This is a genomic window from Nitrospira sp. Ecomares 2.1, from assembly GCF_965152585.1.
Genome location: NZ_OZ224219.1, coordinates 3,146,528 through 3,164,929, shown reverse-complemented (window position 1 = coordinate 3,164,929; position 18,402 = coordinate 3,146,528). Strand labels below are relative to the sequence as shown.

The following is an 18,402-nucleotide window of genomic DNA, read 5'->3' as shown; positions in this document are numbered from 1 at the left end:
TATTCCCGCGTCACCGGGAAAGGAAGGCTCGTGGGTAGTACAACAAAGCGAGTGAATGGGGATCGGTATGCACAGGATTAAGCAAGCTTGATTGAGAGTGAAAAGGAAATTTATCACAAACTCGTGAGCAGCAGACCACCAGGAGGAAGACTATGGGAACTCATAAATCAAATAATGAAGAAAAGGCCGGAAAAGTTTTAACATTTCAACTTCCCCTTACCAAGGATGAGGTCTCCACGAAGAACTCCAAAAAAGGGAATTCAAAAGCCGTGTCTCGACTGTCTGAGCGTAGGAAGGGTGTAGAGACCAGGCAGGTTCAATCAGGTTTCCCCCATTTCATTTTGGAAGAAGCATTACAGGGGCGAATCGCGAAGCGGGCCTATGAATTGTTTGAACAACGAGGCCGACAACATGGCTATGATAGAGAGGACTGGTATCAGGCGGAAAACGATATGTTAACCCAAAAAGATGTGGAGTATAAGGAGGAGCCTGGTTGCAAAAATTCATAAATTAGTGTCATGACTTCCCAAGCATTCTCATTCTTGCCAATATGGGATGGAGGTGCCGGCCTGAATGGATCCATTGGCCTCGATAAGGCACCTGCTTTAATCACGAATCTTCCCACTCCCCTGTCCCGTTTCACGTACTCTTCGACGCGTTTTTTCTCTTGCCTTCCGATTTGACTGAATTAATTTGTGATTTTACCTACTTGCTTTTTTTAAATATGTCTATTATTCTAGACATATGGAAATTAATGACGCATTGCTGGCTTTTGCGGCCCTCTCACAAGATACCCGGCTACGTGTTTTTCGTCTGCTGGTGGAATATGGCCCGGACGGGGCCCCTGCCGGAACATTAGGTGAGGCTCTGTCCATTCCGCATAACACCCTATCCTTTCACCTCTCCCACATGAGCAACGCGGGTCTGGTCCTTTCTCAGCGAAAAGGCCGGTCAATCATCTATAGCGCCAACTTTGAATTTTTTACCGACCTGATTCGCTATATGGTCAAAGACTGCTGCCGCGAGGATATGGCCAGTATCCGGGACAATAAAAAAAAGAAGTGCAGCATTATCGAACTCTCGAATTGTTGCTAACCACTCACAAGGAGACACACCCATGAAACGTCTTCATATTCATATCGGAGTCGAACAGTTGGAAGAAGCCATCGGGTTTTACAGCAAATTGTTTGGGGCGGAACCGGTCAAACGCAAACCGGACTACGCCAAATGGATGCTCGAAGATCCCCGCGTCAACCTGGCCATCTCCACGCGGACTTCCACGAAGGGCGTGGATCACCTGGGTATTCAGGTTGAGGAGGAGCAGGAGTTGGACGAGATCAGGCAACGACTTTCAGTCGGGAGGCTCCCGGTGGCCGATGAAGGCGAGACTCTTTGCTGCTATGCCAAATCGGATAAATCCTGGGTGCTGGATCCTGCCGGAGTCCCGTGGGAAGCCTACCGCACGATGGAAGACGCGGATATTTTTTCAACCCATTCGGCACAATCGGATGCCGCTTGTTGCGAACCGTCGTTCCTGACGAGACCCGAGACTAAAATGCCGGAACAGGAATCCAGCGGCTGTTGTAGCTAATGTCTGTTGAACCAATAAAAGTCCTGGTTCTCTGCACGGGGAATTCCTGTCGCTCTATCATGGCCGAGGCCCTCATTAACCAGATGGGTCAAGGACGATACCGGGCGTGGAGTGCAGGAAGTCATCCCGCCGGATACGTTCATCCGGGTTCGGTTTCGACCTTGAAAAGGCATGGGTTCGATCCGGGTCAGCCATACAGTAAATCGTGGGATGACATGATTTCACAGCCTTTTGATCTGGTCATCACTGTCTGTGATCAAGCTGCCGAAGAGGCCTGCCCAATCTTTTCCGGCCAACCCCGAACGCTGCATTGGAGTATTCCTGATCCGGCCAGGGTGAAAGGCACAGAGGAAGAGAGTAACGCGGCTTTTGACCAAACCTTTTTCCTGCTCAAGGCAAGAATCGAAGGTTTAATATCATGACTGCCTGTGTGACACGGCGTTTATCTTTTCTGGACCGTTACCTTACCGCGTGGATCCTTCTGGCCATGGCGGCCGGCGTCACGATTGGCTCGGTCTTCACCGGGGCACCGGCATTCGTGAACAGCCTTTCTCTGGGAACAACCAATGTCCCCATCGCCATTGGCCTTATGCTCATGATGTATCCTCCGCTGGCTCGCGTGAAATATGAAGAGCTGCCCCTCATCTTTCGCGATTGGAAAATTCTCCTCCTGTCACTCGTCCAAAACTGGATCATCGGTCCTTTGCTGATGTTTGGCCTGGCTGTGACCTTTCTCTCTGATTCGCCTGAATACATGACCGGGCTCATCCTCATTGGCCTGGCCCGCTGTATTGCCATGGTGTTGGTCTGGAATCAACTTGCCGAAGGTGATAACCAATATGTGGCAGCCTTGGTGGCGTTCAACAGTCTCTTTCAATTGATTTTCTTCAGTGGATTGGCCTGGTTTTATTTAGAAATCCTGCCGCCATTGTTAGGGCTGGCTGTGGAAGTCGTCGATGTCAGCTTTCAGACGATTGCGGAAAGTGTCTTCATCTACCTGGGCATTCCCTTTATATGCGGGTTCCTCTCCCGCCGGATCGGGATCAAACAAAAAGGCCGCGAGTGGTATGAACAGGAGTTTCTCCCGAAGATTGCTCCTATTACGCTGATGGCACTTCTGTTCACCATCCTTGCCATGTTTACCCTTAAAGGCGGCATGGTACTCAGTCTGCCCGGAGATGTCATTCGCATTGCCCTGCCACTCATCCTCTACTTCGTCCTCATGTTCCTCGTCAGTTTTAGCATGGGCAAACTTATCGGGGCCGATTATGGCAAAACCACGGCCACTTCATTCACGGCAGCCAGCAATAACTTTGAACTGGCCATCGCCGTGGCCATCGCCGCATTCGGCCTGGGATCGTCCGTCGCGTTTGCCACCGTCATCGGGCCATTAGTCGAAGTGCCGGTACTCTTAGCACTCGTCCATGTCGCCCTCTGGTTGAAAACGAAATGGTTTGCCAGAGACCCGGCATCCATTCCCCTTACCTGACCCGTCAAGTCCATCTCGTCTGTCCGGTCGATCGTTGATTGCCTAATATTTCCAGACATGCCAACATATGCCCATGAGATTCCGGAATGCGTCATCGGGAATAATTCAAAGAGGAGAGACATTGTGTATCGTCTACACCAAACAAGCACCATCATCATTGGGCTGATCATCCCACTGGTCCTTTCCGGATGCACCAATCATCCCACGAAAGCCGAAGCCGCCTCCCTCAAGCCGGTGGAGATTAAAGAATGGCAGGTGCCGTGGGACCAGACGAGACCGCGTGATCCGTATGTGGATCAGCAGCAACGCGTGTGGTTCGTGGGACAGGGGGGCGATTACATTGCCGTGCTCGATCCTGAGCTCGGACAGTTTCACCAATTCAAACTCGGTCCCGGCACCGGTCCGCACAATCTGATTGTGGATAAGGAAGGCCAGGTCTGGTATGCCGGTAATCGCGCCGCCCACATCGGCAAACTTGATCCATCCACCGGCAAGATCATTAAATATCCCATGCCCGATCCAAAAGCCCACGATCCGCATACGCTGGTGTTTGGCCATGATCGGGACATCTGGTTTACGGTCCAACAAGGGAATTTCGTGGGGCATCTCGATATGGCCACCGGAAAGATTCAACTCATTCCGCTCCCAACCGCACAGGCTCGCCCCTATGGCATGGTCCTGGGTCCCACCCAATCTCCATGGTTTACTGAATTCGGTAGCAACAAGTTAGGGACGGTAGATCAGGCGACAAAGACCGTTCGAGAAATTCCGCTCTCACGGAATGAAACGCGACCAAGACGATTGGGAGTCACCTCGGACGGCGTCATATGGTATGTGGATTATGCTGAAGGGTATCTTGGATCCTACAACGCCAAAACAGGCGACATTCAGGAATGGTTGGCGCCGGGAGAAGCCGATGCCAAACCTTACGGGATGACCGTGGATGACCAGGACCGGGTGTGGTTCGTGGAAACCGGCGCCAACCCCAATCGCCTCGTCGGATTTGATACACGAACTCAAACGTTCATGAGTCTGACCGATATCCCCAGCGGCGGCGGAAGCGTTCGACATATGGTCTATCATCAACCAACCAAAACCCTTTGGTTCGGCACGGATGCCAACACCATCGGTCGCGCCAAGATTCCCTAGAATCTCCTCATTGGCCCTCCTGTCATTTCGACCAGAGGGAAAAATCCTTTCTATGAAACATCCCTGCTTGTCTTATTCTTTTTTGAACAAAAATGATAAGGTGAAACAGCATCATTTGTAGAGCAATGACGAGCCGCCGTCATTAACCCAGGAGTTTTCATGTTCATGAAGCGATATTCATCGGAATGCCCACCGGGACGATCCTGTTGCCGGTTCTTCCTTAGTGCCATCTTCGTCATGGCACTCCCACAATTAAGCCTTGGCGAGCCGGTTCAATCTTCCCGTTCATCAGAAGAAAATGCGGCATTGGGCCAATTGGGAAGCATTGAATTTCCCGCATCAGGGTCCACAGAAGCCCATCCCCATTTCCTAAGGGGCGTCGCGGCCTTGCATTCGTTCTGGTATGAAGAAGCCATCGATGCTTTTCGTCGAGCGACCACGATTGATCCAAATTTTGTGATGGGATATTGGGGTGAGGCGATGGCGAATAATCATCCCGTCTGGGGTGAAGAAAATGTTGAGGCCGCACGCGCGGCCCTGGGAAAAGTTTCCGATACGGCGTCGGCCACGGTCAGAGAACGTCGGTATCTCGAGGCGGTGAACACGTTATTCGGTGAGGGAGACAAGTTTGACCGCGATCAGGCGTATGCGGCCCGAATGGAAAGCCTTGCCAGTGAATACTCCGAAGATCTGGAAGCCACCTGCCTGTATGCCCTGTCCCTGCTCGGACTGGCTACTCACTATGATGAGAAGCCGGACCTTCAGGAAAAATATCGCGTTCAGGCGGGTGCCCTGACCTTAGGCGTGTATGGAGTCAATCCCAATCATCCGTGCGCCGCGCATTACACCATTCATGCCTTTGACGATCCGATCCACGCCATCCTGGCTCTGCCCCAAGCCAGACGCTATGCCAAAATCGCCCCGGAAGCCCATCATGCGCAACATATGCCCGCCCATATTTTTGTTCAACTGGGAATGTGGGACGAAGCGGAGGCTTCCAACAAAGCCGGATGGAAAAGTTCACAGGTCTGGGTCAAGGACAAACAGTTGCCCTTATCCCTCCAGGATTACCATAGCTTGTACTGGTTACAGTATGCCTATCTCCAACAAGGCCGATACAACGCTGCCGCCGCGCTGATATTGGAGAAGCAACAGGATATGGCGCAATCCTCATCCGGCGAACAGACACAGGTTCTTGGCTATGACCGGAAAGTCAGTCGGAATTACGATCAGATGGTGGCCGCCTTTATTCTGGAAACTGAACGATGGGAGCTGGCCGATCAGGCCTGGAACGTGAATGACTATCGCTTTGGCGACGAGTCGCCATCGATGTCTGTCTATGTCCGTGAATTTGCGCAGAGTATGGCCACCGTGAGGAATCAACCAATCTCATACCAGGTACATCCCGGGTTAAGTCCTGCGGTCCCGGAACCTTCCACGGATTCGACTGAACCGATCACCTCACAAATCTGGAAGTTGCAAATCGCAGCGTTGAAACATCTCATCAACGGCAACCACTCAGATGTCATTCGTATGCTAGATCGGGCTACTGCCCTGGAAGAATCACTTCCGCCTCCTTCCGGCCCCCCCGATCTCATCAAGCCCACTCATGAACTCTATGGCGAAATCCTGTTAGGCATCGACCGGCCGAAAGAGGCGCAACTACAATTCGAGCGAGCGCTCTTATGGCATCCCAATCGGGCACGTTCAGTTTTAGGCCTGGCAAGAGCCGCAGCTCAAATGGGACACATCCAGGCTACTCGTCAGGCCTATAGTCATTTTCTCAACATATGGAATCAGGCTGACTCAGATCTCCCCGAAGTGAACGAAGCGAAACAGTTCATTCAACAAGCGGTCCAACAATAACTCTCGCATGGGTCTTTCCCAACATTAGCAATCGGGAATCTATCTTTACCTTCGTCATTCCTGCCTGTTTCTGATTAGGAATCTGTCCTCTTGGTCATAGTGAATCAATCTTGACTCCGGTTGGTTTGGCCTGTTTTTCTGCCCTCGAAATTTCAAGGGTTACTCGTCCTTTGTAGGAACTTTTGGAAGGAAACAAATTTTTTAAAATCTTCAAATCACATTTTCGGAACGCCTTCTATCTCCACAATAAAATTTCATGCACAATAATTCTGTACATTATTCTGAGGGTTGGATAGGATTCAAACCTGGAAAAACGCCAAGTTTGCACTCTTAGATGTTTCATGATGTTTCAGATATCGAAATGAATGCCCATGCTAACTTACTAATAGTTATAAAAGTATTCTATGGAGAAAAGTTTAATTATGGACTACCCTTACGAAAACCTAACTCCAGAGAAGTTTCAGTTGTTTTGCCAAGGTCTTCTTGCGAAGGAGTACCCGGATTTACAATGCCTGCCAGTTGCACAACCTGATGGTGGCAGAGACGCCATGCAATGGCTTTTCCTTGAGCACGCCAAGGAATTTGTAATGTTTCAAGTGAAATTTGTTCGTCACTTGAATGAAGATCAAGAGCCACTTAAATGGATTCAAAAAATTCTGACTGGAGAAGGTCCTAAGGTGAAAACACAAATTTCTAAAGGAGCTAAAAGGTATGTGCTTATTACGAATGTCCGAGGTACTGCCCATCCAGATACGGGAAGCATCGATTCCATAAATTCCTTCCTCTCTAAAGAACTTGGGATACCTTCTTTGTGTTGGTGGCGGGATGACCTAAATCGTCGCTTGGATAATGCCTGGGATATCAAATGGACATATCCAGAACTAATGACTGGTCCTGATTTAATTAGACTCGTAATAGAATCTGGTCTTTCCGAAAGTCGCGAACGTAGGGGGTCAGCAATAAAGTCATTTGTTGCTAGCCAGTATAATTTGGAGCAGGAGGTAAAATTCAAACAGATCGACTTGCAAAATCGTTTGCTAGATTTATTTATTGATGTACCTGTTGATTTCTCTCACCGAGCGGAGAGGTTTAACAGATTAGAACTATTTCAAAGAGATATATTCGAATTGGAAGTCCTTAGTAATGAGCCTGAAGTAGATTCCGAAGAAGAATTCCCAAATGAAGCAACCCAATTTCCTTCAGCAAGATTTCCCAGTCGGCAAATAGGTTCGGCGACGCTACTTTTAAGTTCTAAATTATATCAGAATCATCCATTGGTCATCTTGGAGGGTGCTCCAGGCCAAGGAAAGTCAACCATTACTCAATATGTTTGCCAAGTTCATCGAATGCGTTTGTTGGATAAAGCTGAAGACATAGGTCAAATCTCAGATGACCACCGTGACTCGCCAATTCGGTTACCTGTAAAAGTTGACTTAAGAGATTTCGCCACGTGGCTGCTTAAAAAAAATCCATTTAGTGCGGAAGGGGAAGAACTGTCAGAGCCTAAATGGCAAAAATCACTTGAGGGTTTTCTGGCGGCGCTAATATCCCACCAGTCTGGTGGTACCTCTTTTGATGTTTCCGACCTGCAGGCAGTATTTCGGCTCAGCGCTGTTATCCTTGTTTTGGACGGATTGGATGAAGTTGCAGATATCAAGCGAAGGGCGGAAGTTGTGGATGAGATTGTAAAGGGAGTTAGTCGGCTCCAGGCACTCGCAGCCTCTTTGCAGGTGGTTGTGACAAGCCGGCCCGCTGCTTTTGCAAACTCTCCTGGTTTTCCAGAAAAGGACTATGAGTATTTTAGCTTAGATTCGGTAACTTATACCTTGATTGATAAGTATGCTGACCAATGGTTGAGAGCTCGCCGGTTGAAAGAGCGAGAAAGCTCTGTGATAAAAAGGATCCTTCGTGAAAAGCTAAAGCAACCTCATTTACGGGATCTCGCACGCAACCCCATGCAGCTAGCCATTCTCCTCAGCCTGATTCACACGAGAGGCACCTCATTGCCGGATAAGAGAACCGCGCTTTATGACAGCTATATTGAACTCTTTTTTAATCGCGAGGCAGAAAAAAGTGATATTGTGCGAGATAATCGAGACTTGTTAATCGATATTCACCGCTATCTTGCATGGCTTCTTCATACCGAGGCAGAACAAAGTAGCGTGCTATCCCAAGGGCCAACCAATGGAGCGATCGAAGAGAGTCGGCTAAGAAAAATTCTCAAAAGCTATTTAATTTCTGAAGGATATAATGCCTCAAGTTTGCCGGATGAATTATTCACAGGAGTGGTTGAACGAGTAGTAGCCCTAGTTTCAAGAGTGCAAGGAACCTACGAGTTTGAGGTTCAACCATTAAGAGAATACTTTGCAGCCAGATTTCTGTATGAGACTGCTCCGTATTCTCCTGTTGGTAGTGAGAAGAAAGGAACCAAGCCTGATCGGTTTGATGCAATATCTAGAAATTTCTACTGGCTAAACGTAACAAGGTTTTATGCTGGATGCTACAGCAAGGGTGAATTGGCTTCTCTAATCGACCGTCTTAGTGAACTTATACGTGATCCAGACTTTCAATATTTATCCCATCCTCGGATACTTGCAGCCACTTTGCTTGGAGATTGGGTATTTAATCAACATCCAAAATCTGTCACAGAGGTTATTCGTATTATGTTAGATGGGCTAGGGTTACGATTTCTTCTAACTTCTAGTAGTCCAAGGCTGACCCGTTCCCAGCCGCTTATCCTCCCAGAGGCCTGTGGAAGGGCAGAGCTTGTAGAAAAGTGTTTAAAAATTTTGGACGAGGACCACCCTGCAGATTACGCGTTCGATGCACTCGACTTGCTTCGGTCCAATACCACCCGAGCAGAGATTTTACCTGCCTGGCGCCAAAGGGTGAGAAGTGTAAAAGGCAAAGCTCGAACATCCTGGCTTCGTTACGGATTACGTCTAGGTTGTCTTTCAGATTTGTCAATCTCTGAATTTCAGGATCTGTTATCTGAGAGTGAATTAACATGCGACCGAGTGGATATTTTGTTGAAAGGGCGACGTTCTGGGATTTTAGAAGCTTCTCATAATTATTTTAAGGAAACCCTGGAATACCTTTTGGCTTGTCGTATACCTATGGCTTCAACAACACGGCCCAAAGGACTCTTAGAGTCCTTTTCCCAAGCCTTAGATCCCAGGCGATATTCGGTCGGATTCCAAGTATCTCCATCAGGTTCATTAGCAGAATTATGGGCGCGCTCTTCAAGACTAGGTATTAATGAACTGCCGAGAAACTTTGAGGTTAATTCAGAATATCCGGAGTTTTCTAAATGTGTGGAGATTGTGGGTGTGGCTGTAGAACTCGCTAAAATTGACGTTGTTCGTTGGGCAAATGAATTAAATCCCTGGGAAATTCTGGTTCAAGCAATTGAAGAAAGGTTTCCAGGCAAGTTTGCATCATCTCAATTAGCGAACATTGGAAGTGGAATTAAGTCAGCTACTGAGACTTGTGTTGATTGTTCTGACTTGTTCGATGAGTCAAAGTCCCTATGTCGAAGGGTGCGATATGCACGGCTCCGTGCTGGTAATCCTGCATGGTGGGCAAAGGAATTGGAGAAAGCCTCCTTGTTTCAACATAAAATGCTCGCCAGTTTAATATGGTTTACTTGGGTAAGTCCAAGTACCGTTGCCCAAAACTTAAGTCTCATTGACAATATCATCACCCAACTATCAGTAGAGCTATGGGAAGCCTTGTTTGATTCCCTGGAACTAGCTGTAGAGCTAACTCGAACTCAGTCAGGAAGTCGAGTAATGGATTTTGATTGCAGCAAACTGGCGCCTAGTATTTCGCAGAGAACATTTGCCCTCCTTTATCTAAGGTCCAAAAAACCAGTCGCAGAATGGATCTATAATAATAAACTGAAACTTTATGACGGGAAGGATTTGAGGATCCTTAAAATTTGTCAGATGAATGCACTTAATGGTTTGGTAACAAAAAAAGGGGATGTAAAAGAAGAACTGGACATTCTTGCCAGATCATATTCCTGTGGTGTTCTTTCCCCAAGGTCTGTTACCTATAACATCCGTAGGCACTTTCCTATCAACAAAATTCCACGTAAGGTTGCGGAGGCAATTACAGGAAACGCGGAGAGTTATCCCAGTTTTTTAGTTGCAGCAGCCGAATTTCATTGTCGCAATATTACTGCACAAAAAATAAAGCCAGTTGCTGAAGTGGCAAAGGAGGAGTGTTGGTTTGACTGAAGTAAAAGTTATTAAAAAATTTGAAGTAGCGCCGCTCCCAATTGGCTTTGTATTAAAATTTAGGGGGACATGATTAATGAAACAACTTTCTCTCGTATTCCCTTTCCTGTGTGCAATCTTTTTTCTTATCGGGTGCACTTCTCTTCCGGCTTTGTCTGTCCAGCCTGAGTCGCCGGAAGTCCTGTTGGTCAATATCACTCCGTTAGACGCCACGATGTTTGAACAACGGTTGCAAGTCGACCTGCGCGTTCGGAATCCCAATGATTTTGATCTGGAGGTGTCCGGCCTTGATTTCACCCTGCATCTCAACGATCAACGGCTCGCCCGTGGTCTGACCAATAAGGCCTCGACTATTCCGAGACTGGGGGATGCCGTCATTTCCGTCGAGACCACGACCTCCACACTCGATGTCATACGCCAACTCCTTCAACTCTCCCAACGGCAGGAGGTCTCTTATCAGGTCGACGGTATCCTGTATGCCCAAGGGGCCAAGTTGCCATTTGAAAACAAGGGGGTCTTACTTGATACAAACGAAATCTCCGGTTCATCTCCCGGTTCCTGATTGAGCATGTTCTCTCCTCTTACGGGGATCTCCTCTCCTGAATTTCTATAAGCCAGCCTATTTTTCCACGTTTCAAAAGTGCTTTAACTGGTATTGAGGGTAGATTGCACTCCTTCTACTCAATGAAGCTGAAAGAAGGCCACCCTTTTTCTGTGGGTCCTTCTGGATTTTCCGTGGGTAAAAGGATGAGTTGCGGGTTGGTGATTTTCAAACTCTTTGGGATGGCGGAAAGACTTATAGACGGGACACGTGGTTGCTGGCTCTATTCGCTACTCTACACATGGTTCTCTCCAGAGGTCCGATGCCTGCTACCCTCCCTCTGGGCGGAGGCTCGTATCAATCGGCGGGCCTTGTTTGAGCCCTTCGGCGTGGGTCAGGACAGGCTCCGCGAGTTGGCCAGCCTTCCCTGTCATTGCGTCCGTCCATTCTGACGGGGCGGGTAGGGCATCATTGGTTTTGGGTCCTTTTGCCAAAACAAAAGGGCCTGGGCTGCCGGGGCGAAACTCGGCCACACCACGAATCGCTAGGACGGACACAGTAGGTGGCTAGTGGAAAGGGTTATCTCGAAAAGTCATACACCGAGTTAGCATGATCCACGGAAAACCCGAACGCGCCTTTCTGTGGAGGGCGAGAGCACCGAGCCGAAGCAAGATGCGAAAAAAGCTTCCTTGTCGGTATCCCATCATTTGAGTGTGGTCCCTTCTTCCTCCTCAGGCATTATTGGTTTCAATAGACTGCAATGTTGTTTCAGGATATACTTGCCTTATTAACTCTTTTGAAGTGATGTCCTCATGTCTCTTTTCATTGAAGAACAAGAACTCAACCGATTGCCTGTGACTATCGATCAGGACACCATGAGCGGTGCCCCGGTATTTCAAGGTACACGAGTTCCGGTAGACGCTCTGATTACAAATTTAGAAGCTGGGCTTACCTTAGATGAGTTTCTTGAGAATTTCCCTTCGGTCTCCCGTGACCAAGCGTTACAGATTCTTGAATTTTCCAAGTCCACCCTTCTGAAGCTTGCTCACAAATCTTGACCATTTTGCTGGATGAATCGGTTCCCCGCGTGATTAAAACGCATCTTGGGGAATTTTCTATTTCTACTGTTCAGGAGATGGGATGGTCCGGTATGAGAAATGGTCAATTGCTCATTGCAGCAAGTCAACAATTCACCATTTTTATTACTGCAGACCAAAAGCTTCGTTATCAAAAAAATTTGAAGAATAACCAATAGTCAATCATTGACCTTCCCACTAACCAGGTCCCCACGGTCATGACCCTTCTGCCAACTATCCGGGAAACGATTGTGATGATTCAGCCCGGCACATTAATTGAACTTTCGATGCCTTAAGTCTCTCCTCATCTCACGTCATTGAGGGTGTTTTAATCAGGTTTCGCAACCCGCGATCTTTATTGTCGAGGTACTATAGAACTTATCTTTTACATTGAACCTTTTCCTCACTCTCTCTTTGTCCCCCTTCGGACCTAAACCTCAAAGAGGCGAGGATGACCCCAAGAGTTTTGTTGTAAGAAAAATATTATACAGGCGATGGCTCTTCTGAATGTATAATCCTCCACTTTTTCTGGATGCTGTGGTGACTGTCATTCACTAAATTTCAATGACATCTTCGAAATGAATCATATTTACCATCAACCTCTCGCTGTCGAGGGAGATGGGATTGAACTAAAGTAAGCTGAGAGAAATCGTTTCCGATTGATTCCCCGCAATTGCTTGTGCTCTTCCTCCTCGGGCACAATCTCTTTCGATTGCCATGACATTTATCCCAAGTCAGGGAAAGGAGATAGACCATATGAGTTTGTTTGTTGATCGGATGATACGGGCGGCTAAACTCGATGTTCACCTCTATGAGGAGGTGGAAGCTGATAGGCGTTCGATGAGTCAGGCGATGGGCGTCGTCGTGTTATCGAGCCTGGCCGGTGGAATCGGGTTTATGCAGGAGGCCGGTATGGTGGGACTGGTCATTGGCACGGTCGGGTCCCTGCTTGGATGGTATGTGTGGGCATTCATGACCTTCCTCATTGGCACGAAGCTTCTTCCGGAACCACAAACTCATGCTGACCATGGTGAACTCCTACGGACGATCGGCTTTTCGAGTGCCCCTGGTCTGATTCGGGTTTTCGGCATTATCCCCGACATCAGCGGGTTTGTGAACCTTCTTGCCGGTGTGTGGATGCTCGTGGCCATGATCATTGCGGTGCGGCAAGCCTTGGATTACCAGAGCACCTACCGCGCCATTGGTGTGTGTCTTATCGGATGGATTATTCAGGCCCTCTTACTCGCCTTGCTTGTAACCACGATGGGCGGGGTACCTGAACTCATGCTGGACCAACCGTGACCTCTCTCGACAGACCTCTTGGAAATGATCAACCGCCCCGAGGTGCGTGATGACCTGCATCCGGCCCCGCGCGAAGTTGCCGCAAGCCACGTGGCGATTCTACGGAGTTGCACTTGCCGGCATGACGCTCTGGCTGGGATGTGCTTCGTCGCCGCCAGGAGTTGCACCGGTATCCTGTGAGATCTCCCATCTGCAGACGAGTGATCTTCCTGAGCGTGGCATCTCCGCTCACCGCGGGGGGCAGTTGGGATGTCCGGTGAATACGGTCGGTGCGTTTCAGCGAGCCATTTGTCTTGGCGTTCATCAGATCGAACTGGATGTGCGATCGACCGCCGATGCGGTCCTTGTTGTTTCACATGATGATCGTGTGAGAGACAGGGAGGGGCGGGCGTTGCGCATTTCCGAGTCGACTGTCGCTGACGTCCAAAACCTGAAGCTCGATTCATGTACAGGTGAGAGAGCAGGTCAGCATATTCCCACATTTGAAGAGGCTCTTGCCGTCATGCCCCACAATATCTGGATCAATGTGGATATCAAAGAGAACAATCCCCTGGTTGGGAGGCTTGTTGCCGAGACGGTCGCCAAAGCCCAACGCTTCAATCAGGTGATTTTTGGCGCGCGCGACGAAACAGATCTGGCTGTGCGCCGCGTGGCAGGGGAGGCCGACGAAGAGAGTTGGATCGCCAACATGAGCCGGGAGGTTTTCCGTTTCCAGTATGTGGACACCACCATTCATTCCTGTGACGAGTTCATTCAGCTGTCCTTCCTGCGTGGCCGGCCAGGCCGCGAGACCATTGACCAACTGAAGCAGGCAGGAGTCCATGTGAACTATTCCTGGCTTCGTGGGGAAGACGAGAACGAGCTGAGACAAGACCTTGAGGATCTCACTGACCGCGGGGTGGACTTTGTGTTAGTCGATCATGCCGGGCAGGCCATGGAGGCGGCATGCGCCATAGGGATTCCCCCGGTGGTTCCGCACTGGAATGGCACTGCTCCCTTTACTTGCAGCGAGCCTCCTCGCTGCCCACCTGCGCTGTAACTGGTCTCATGCCTTTTTACTATTAGAGCCCCCGGCTTAAACGGTCTTTACGAAACGGCAACGGCCAGGTTGTTTTCTCCTGCCCCGACAATGTGTTACATGGTATGAGATAGAACACAATGGCACGTCTGTGAATTTTCCCGTTCGCGTTCTACAATTACACTTCAGTTCTTTATTCACCTGACCACACATGGAATATGATGAATCAATCAACCCGAATTGAAATTCCCGGATCGGATTCTCAACTCATTGTCGGGGATCGCATTCCCGGGCAGGAACGACAATTGCTTTTTGTGACCGGTTTTCTTTCCAAGCGGTGGGGCAATAAAAGCAAGGCGTTGGCCGATTTGTGTCGAGAGCGAGGATGGGGATTTTGCTGTTTTGATTTTCGTGGAAATGGAGAATCGGAAGGCGCGTTCGCCGACTATACCCTGCTCGACTGGCTGGAGGATGCGCGAAGCGTGACGAAGATGCTGGCCGATGGTCCGCCTGTAACCATTATCGGATCATCGTTAGGTGGGTGGCTGGCATGGCTCCTTGGACAGGAGTTTTCGCACGTGCAACAATTGGTGCTCCTGGCTCCGGCGTTTAATATGATGGGGAAACGCGCGAAGGATATTTCTCCTGAGCGACGCCAACAGTGGCAGGAGACCGGATGGATGCCCTGGGATGATGACGCCTTGCATAAGGACTTGCCACTCTCGTGGAAATGGGTGGAGGAAAGCGAGGCGTTATGGGCCAGGAGATTGGATTCGCCCAGGAGGGTATCCACCCGCATTGTGCATGGGCTTCAGGACGTCGTAATTCTTCCCAAAGGGAGTTGGGAATTTGTTGAACACCTTCTCACGCAAGATCCGCAGTATCCAATCGAGCTGCTGTTGAAGACCGGGGATCATCGGTTTAGCAGCCCCGCTAATCTTCAGACATTCCTGGAAGTCGCTCATCGGCTTCAGTAGGAAATCAGACCCTGTTGTTAACAGGCTACAGATTCTCTGCCATCTCCTTTCAGCGCTATTTCTTCCTCGGGAATGTATGAACTTCAGAAGGGACAGATTATCATGCCTGCACCGGGCCATCCTCATGCCATAACCATTACGCCCAATCCGAATCAGGTCAAGGTGACGTTAACGGCACCGTCATTGCGGACACCAGTCGGGCGCTGATATTGCGGGGGCCAATGCCATCGGCCCAATACCTCCCGCGTGAAGATGTGACTATGTCTTATCTTAGCCACACGACTCACTCTACACATTGCCCCTTTAAAGGTGACGAGTCCTATTTCACCGTGAGCGTGAATGGCAAAACGGCGGAGAATGCGGCCTGGACGTTTGAGTCTCCCTTGGTCTCCGTGGCTGACATCAAGGATTACATCACTTTTTATTCAGAGAAGATGGATGCGATTGAGAAATTTCCTTTCGCCTCATGATGCTTAAGTGTTGAATCTTTTAAGGGCCAATATGGTTTTTCCCACACGGTGGGATCATGTGTCCTACGCTCTCGCATGGCCATTGCCAGGTATGAGAAAGAGGCTATTTTTTATTGGCTGTTTCAATTAGGATAGTGGTATCTCGTCTCTAGGCCTAACATCTTCATCATTATTCACTTTTTCCGGGGGAGGTATGTCATGCCGATCTATGTGAGTTTAGTGAATTTTACCCATGACGGGCTGATGACCATGAAGGACAAGGGTGTGAAGCGGTCGGACATGGTGAAGAAAAATGTCGAATCCTTGGGCGGGAAAATGCTTCATGCCTTTTATTGCCTGGGAGAATATGATGTGGTGGCTATTTTAGAATTTCCCAATAATCGCGCGGCCATGAAGGCCGGTGTGCTCAATGCCTCAATGGGGCACATTCGCATTAAAACAATGCCGGCAGTATCCCGCAGTGAGTGGAAATCGGTCCTGAGTGAAACCTGGGGCAAATCCAAAAAGAAGAAGTGATAGTGGCCTTTTCTCCACATCCTTTGTAATCGGGCCGGCCAATGCGTGACTTTTCTGTTCTGTAAGAGAGGAAGGCCTCGTTCGCCGTCAGGCGCCTGTTTGTTTTTCCATGGCATGTTCGTGGTTGTGAACCTTGGCCCTTGGACTTCATAATCTTTTATCAGATCGTTAGGTCATACTTGGCGGTGTCTCACTGTTGAAGAACAGATTCATCCTGTCGCAAGGAGGTATCTTATGGGGCCAACGAAAGCTGTCGTAAAAGACTTCGCGATCTATGATGCCAAAACCGGGAAACTGATTAAGGACGGGTTCCCTTCTCCTGAGGCGATTCAGGACTATGCGGCCCATCATTACCTGGTTCTTCCTGTGGTGAATAAAGACTGTCAACCATGGATGCTCGATGGTCAACCCATTTTTTGTTTACGCGGCACTCGCTATGAAAACATCAAGGATGAAGTATTGCATCTGGCACGATGTCCGGATTGTGGTGGTATGGGTATCCGGGCTGACGAACCGGTGGTTGAATCCGATTGTATCCGGTGCGTGTCCTGCGGCCATGAGTTCGATACCCGCTTGGAGATGATGGAAAGTTGAGGTAATGTAGTCTGTAACCTGGAATGTTCTTCCCATTGTTTCGCTTTGAACAACTATGTTGATTGGCGACTGCCTTCAAGTTTACAGGAGACCGTCTAGCCTCATACCGTCTTTCTCCATCTTCATGGGGTCCTTATCTTTACACTCCTTTCATGATGCTCTTTCCTTCCGAACATCCCTATTTCCATGTTCTCCATATTCTCTTCCGATAGTGACTTGTCTCGAGCGTTGGCCTGATCCTGGGCGTAGCAGTGGATTAGCGGTCGCCTCGAATCTCTGGAGATACCCTCATCCTCATCCTTTCCAGGAGAAAAGCCATGCCCAATGCGAAACGGGAAAAGCCCTGCTATTTGTGTAAGGAATCAGGGTCTGAAAGTCTAACCTATTTGGTTTGCATACAATGTTCCCGGCACTTTTGTCGCTTTCATGGCGACCCGCAAATGGATGAATGTATCAAATGTCTCGAAGGGAACGAAAAAACCTAGAGGTTCTGAAAAAGGCAGTTTTCCACCATTGAGCTCATGAGGGGCCAATTTCTCAGTAAAACAATCTTGCATTCATTGGTCTTCCTGAGCCCCCTTCGACTGAGTTTATTCTGAGGAAAAGGCGAAGGACTCAGGGCAGGCATGGCGAAGGATCTGTGTTCAGGTCGATCCTCCTTACGACTGAGGCATATTCCGTCTGCAGAAAATCCGTTTGGGAAGTCTAACATTAGAGGAGAGCGTCTCGGGTTTCCGGTGTCTCCAGGCTGATGCGACCCAGCGTGCCGTTGCGGAATTCCGTCAAGAGAATTTTTGCCGCTTTTTCCCGATCCAATTCTCCGCCCTTGCCTTTCCGCAGACATCCGCGTTTTGTGGCGATGGCTTCGAGCACCCCCATGCTATCCAGACCCTCTGTGAGGAAGCCGTAGCGTTTCGTCAGTAGCGCAGGGTAGCGCGCGAGAAGGATGGTGACCAGAAACTCGGCGATTTCTTCCTCAACCATCACCTTGGCGGTGACCGCGTGGATGGTGGCGAGCAAGAGTCCGACGGCAGGATCTTCGATTTTTGGCCACAAGAGGCCGGGTGAGTCGATAAGCGTCATGTGGTCGTTCAGGGTGTGGCGTTGCTGAACTTTGGTCACGGCGGGTTCATTGCCGACTTTGGCGAGGCGGCGTTTGAGCAGGCTATTCATGAGCGTGGATTTGCCGACGTTGGGGATGCCCATGATCAGCATGCGAAGCGGCTTGCTGGTGCTGTGACGGTGCGGAGCAAGGAGTTGACACAGACCTGGTATTTTGGCGGCCTGGCCGGCATGGTTACAGGAGAGTGCGACGGCGTTGACGTCAGGTTCCCGGTTGAATTCGTTCTGCCAGGTTTGAGTGACGGCGGGGTCGGCGAGGTCGGCTTTGTTGAGCACTTTCAAACAGGGACGCTGGCGGTGCAGCCGCAATTCCGTGATTAACGGGTTACTGCTGGCGTTCGGCATGCGCGCGTCCAGTATTTCGACCAGGACATCGATGGCTTCCATCGCTTTGGCCGCTTCCTTGCGCGCGACATTCATGTGGCCGGGAAACCATTGTATGGACATGTG

18 protein-coding genes are annotated in these 18,402 nt (G+C 49.4%); 17 read left to right on the top strand and 1 reads right to left on the bottom strand.

Translation table 11 applies throughout. The annotated features are described in order from the left end of the window. Positions 1-152: 152 nt before the first annotated feature. The 17 genes from ACWHYD_RS13940 to ACWHYD_RS13860 all read left to right on the top strand — a co-directional run bounded on the left by ACWHYD_RS13940 (position 153) and on the right by ACWHYD_RS13860 (position 16,830). Complete coding sequence (locus ACWHYD_RS13940; RefSeq protein ID WP_447962634.1) at positions 153-509, top strand: DUF2934 domain-containing protein; 357 nt, start codon at positions 153-155, stop codon at positions 507-509. Positions 510-744: 235 nt separating this feature from the next. Further along, positions 745-1,095: an ArsR/SmtB family transcription factor gene (locus ACWHYD_RS13935; RefSeq protein WP_447962633.1), complete on the top strand. Its 351-nt coding sequence runs from the start codon at positions 745-747 to the stop codon at positions 1,093-1,095. A gap of 22 nt (positions 1,096-1,117) precedes the next feature. Then, positions 1,118-1,591: an ArsI/CadI family heavy metal resistance metalloenzyme gene (locus ACWHYD_RS13930; RefSeq protein ID WP_447962632.1), complete on the top strand. Its 474-nt coding sequence runs from the start codon at positions 1,118-1,120 to the stop codon at positions 1,589-1,591. After that, entirely contained in the window at positions 1,591-2,013 is a 423-nt protein-coding gene (locus tag ACWHYD_RS13925; protein ID WP_447962631.1) for an arsenate reductase ArsC, read from the top strand. The genes ACWHYD_RS13930 and ACWHYD_RS13925 overlap by 1 nt, the downstream gene beginning before the upstream one ends. Beyond that, positions 2,010-3,080, top strand: a complete 1,071-nt coding sequence (arsB, locus tag ACWHYD_RS13920; protein WP_447962630.1) for an ACR3 family arsenite efflux transporter — start codon at positions 2,010-2,012, stop codon at positions 3,078-3,080. Before ACWHYD_RS13925 ends, arsB begins: the two co-directional genes overlap by 4 nt. A gap of 123 nt (positions 3,081-3,203) precedes the next feature. Further along, positions 3,204-4,229, top strand: a complete 1,026-nt coding sequence (locus ACWHYD_RS13915; RefSeq protein ID WP_447962629.1) for a Vgb family protein — start codon at positions 3,204-3,206, stop codon at positions 4,227-4,229. 165 nt (positions 4,230-4,394) lie between these two features. Then, positions 4,395-6,095: a hypothetical protein gene (locus ACWHYD_RS13910; protein WP_447962628.1), complete on the top strand. Its 1,701-nt coding sequence runs from the start codon at positions 4,395-4,397 to the stop codon at positions 6,093-6,095. A gap of 404 nt (positions 6,096-6,499) precedes the next feature. Beyond that, on the top strand, positions 6,500-10,336 hold the full coding sequence (locus ACWHYD_RS13905; protein WP_447962627.1) for an NACHT domain-containing protein: 3,837 nt from the start codon (positions 6,500-6,502) through the stop codon (positions 10,334-10,336). 76 nt (positions 10,337-10,412) lie between these two features. Further along, positions 10,413-10,898 (top strand): LEA type 2 family protein, encoded by a 486-nt coding sequence (locus ACWHYD_RS13900; RefSeq protein ID WP_447962626.1) that lies wholly within the window; start codon positions 10,413-10,415, stop codon positions 10,896-10,898. Between the two features lie 791 nt (positions 10,899-11,689). Further along, a complete protein-coding gene (locus ACWHYD_RS13895) occupies positions 11,690-11,935 on the top strand; it encodes a DUF433 domain-containing protein (protein ID WP_447962625.1) in 246 nt (81 codons plus the stop codon). Next, complete coding sequence (locus tag ACWHYD_RS13890) at positions 11,932-12,132, top strand: hypothetical protein (protein WP_447962624.1); 201 nt, start codon at positions 11,932-11,934, stop codon at positions 12,130-12,132. The genes ACWHYD_RS13895 and ACWHYD_RS13890 overlap by 4 nt, the downstream gene beginning before the upstream one ends. 577 nt (positions 12,133-12,709) lie before the next feature. After that, complete coding sequence (locus tag ACWHYD_RS13885) at positions 12,710-13,255, top strand: YIP1 family protein (RefSeq protein WP_447962623.1); 546 nt, start codon at positions 12,710-12,712, stop codon at positions 13,253-13,255. A 49-nt stretch (positions 13,256-13,304) separates the two neighbouring features. Beyond that, entirely contained in the window at positions 13,305-14,294 is a 990-nt protein-coding gene (locus tag ACWHYD_RS13880; protein ID WP_447962622.1) for a glycerophosphodiester phosphodiesterase, read from the top strand. A gap of 197 nt (positions 14,295-14,491) precedes the next feature. Continuing rightward, entirely contained in the window at positions 14,492-15,250 is a 759-nt protein-coding gene (locus tag ACWHYD_RS13875; protein WP_447962621.1) for an alpha/beta hydrolase, read from the top strand. Positions 15,251-15,471: 221 nt separating this feature from the next. Beyond that, the gene (locus ACWHYD_RS13870) at positions 15,472-15,720 is read left to right on the top strand and encodes a DUF427 domain-containing protein (RefSeq protein WP_447962620.1); all 249 of its coding nucleotides are present in this window, start codon (positions 15,472-15,474) and stop codon (positions 15,718-15,720) included. A gap of 198 nt (positions 15,721-15,918) precedes the next feature. Then, on the top strand, positions 15,919-16,236 hold the full coding sequence (locus tag ACWHYD_RS13865; protein ID WP_447962619.1) for a GYD domain-containing protein: 318 nt from the start codon (positions 15,919-15,921) through the stop codon (positions 16,234-16,236). Positions 16,237-16,470: 234 nt separating this feature from the next. After that, positions 16,471-16,830, top strand: a complete 360-nt coding sequence (locus ACWHYD_RS13860; protein WP_447962618.1) for a hypothetical protein — start codon at positions 16,471-16,473, stop codon at positions 16,828-16,830. A 711-nt stretch (positions 16,831-17,541) separates the two neighbouring features. On the opposite strand, the gene ylqF is transcribed toward ACWHYD_RS13860, so the two are convergent. After that, the gene (ylqF, locus tag ACWHYD_RS13855; RefSeq protein WP_447962617.1) at positions 17,542-18,399 is read right to left on the bottom strand and encodes a ribosome biogenesis GTPase YlqF; all 858 of its coding nucleotides are present in this window, start codon (positions 18,397-18,399) and stop codon (positions 17,542-17,544) included. Positions 18,400-18,402: the final 3 nt, after the last annotated feature.

Bases quoted from the DNA above. Each gene is read 5' to 3' on its own strand.
- ACWHYD_RS13895 (WP_447962625.1), top strand. From the start codon at position 11,690: ATGTCTCTTTTCATTGAAGAACAAGAACTCAACCGATTGCCTGTGACT.
- ACWHYD_RS13905 (WP_447962627.1), top strand. From the start codon at position 6,500: ATGGAGAAAAGTTTAATTATGGACTACCCTTACGAAAACCTAACTCCA.
- ACWHYD_RS13935 (WP_447962633.1), top strand. From the start codon at position 745: ATGGAAATTAATGACGCATTGCTGGCTTTTGCGGCCCTCTCACAAGAT.
- ACWHYD_RS13925 (WP_447962631.1), top strand. From the start codon at position 1,591: ATGTCTGTTGAACCAATAAAAGTCCTGGTTCTCTGCACGGGGAATTCC.
- ACWHYD_RS13880 (WP_447962622.1), top strand. From the start codon at position 13,305: ATGACCTGCATCCGGCCCCGCGCGAAGTTGCCGCAAGCCACGTGGCGA.
- ACWHYD_RS13910 (WP_447962628.1), top strand. From the start codon at position 4,395: ATGAAGCGATATTCATCGGAATGCCCACCGGGACGATCCTGTTGCCGG.
- ACWHYD_RS13875 (WP_447962621.1), top strand. From the start codon at position 14,492: ATGATGAATCAATCAACCCGAATTGAAATTCCCGGATCGGATTCTCAA.
- ACWHYD_RS13900 (WP_447962626.1), top strand. From the start codon at position 10,413: ATGAAACAACTTTCTCTCGTATTCCCTTTCCTGTGTGCAATCTTTTTT.
- ACWHYD_RS13860 (WP_447962618.1), top strand. From the start codon at position 16,471: ATGGGGCCAACGAAAGCTGTCGTAAAAGACTTCGCGATCTATGATGCC.
- arsB (WP_447962630.1), top strand. From the start codon at position 2,010: ATGACTGCCTGTGTGACACGGCGTTTATCTTTTCTGGACCGTTACCTT.
- ACWHYD_RS13940 (WP_447962634.1), top strand. From the start codon at position 153: ATGGGAACTCATAAATCAAATAATGAAGAAAAGGCCGGAAAAGTTTTA.
- ACWHYD_RS13885 (WP_447962623.1), top strand. From the start codon at position 12,710: ATGAGTTTGTTTGTTGATCGGATGATACGGGCGGCTAAACTCGATGTT.
- ACWHYD_RS13930 (WP_447962632.1), top strand. From the start codon at position 1,118: ATGAAACGTCTTCATATTCATATCGGAGTCGAACAGTTGGAAGAAGCC.
- ylqF (WP_447962617.1), bottom strand. From the start codon at position 18,399: ATGTCCATACAATGGTTTCCCGGCCACATGAATGTCGCGCGCAAGGAA.
- ACWHYD_RS13870 (WP_447962620.1), top strand. From the start codon at position 15,472: ATGCCATCGGCCCAATACCTCCCGCGTGAAGATGTGACTATGTCTTAT.
- ACWHYD_RS13865 (WP_447962619.1), top strand. From the start codon at position 15,919: ATGCCGATCTATGTGAGTTTAGTGAATTTTACCCATGACGGGCTGATG.